Source organism: Oleiphilus sp. HI0123 (assembly GCF_001635315.1).
Genome location: NZ_LWGE01000645.1, coordinates 1 through 556 on the forward strand (window position 1 = coordinate 1; position 556 = coordinate 556).

1 protein-coding gene is annotated in these 556 nt (G+C 46.9%); it reads left to right on the plus strand.

The features are described from left to right. On the plus strand, positions 1-556 hold a 556-nt coding region (locus A3761_RS05855; protein ID WP_156491649.1), incomplete at both ends, for an ATP-binding cassette domain-containing protein.

The window sequence follows — 556 nt, forward strand, 5'->3', positions numbered from 1 at the left end:
GTAAGTCAACCTTTATGAAAATATTGGGCGGTGACTTAGAGCCTACCTCGGGGAATGTCTCTAAAGACCCTAATGAACGAATTGGTAAGCTAAAGCAGGACCAGTTCGCCTATGAAGAGTTTAGTGTTGTCGATACCGTTATCATGGGGCATGAAGAGCTTTGGTCAATCAAAGCGGAGCGTGATGCGATCTACGCCAAGCCTGAAATGAGTGAAGAAGACGGTATTCGCGCAGGCGAGCTTGAATCTGAATTCGCTGAAATGGACGGCTACAGTGCAGAATCTAGAGCGGGTGAATTACTGATTGGCGTTGGTATTCCGGTTGAGCAGCATTATGGCCCAATGAGCGAAGTTGCACCGGGTTGGAAACTTCGTGTCTTACTCGCGCAAGCACTTTTCTCTGAACCCGATATCATGCTGCTCGATGAGCCGACCAACAACCTGGATATTAATACCATTCGTTGGCTAGAAGGTGTTCTCAACGAGCGTAACTGTACGATGATCATCATCTCGCACGATAGACACTTCTTAAATAGTGTTTGTACGCATATGGCTGA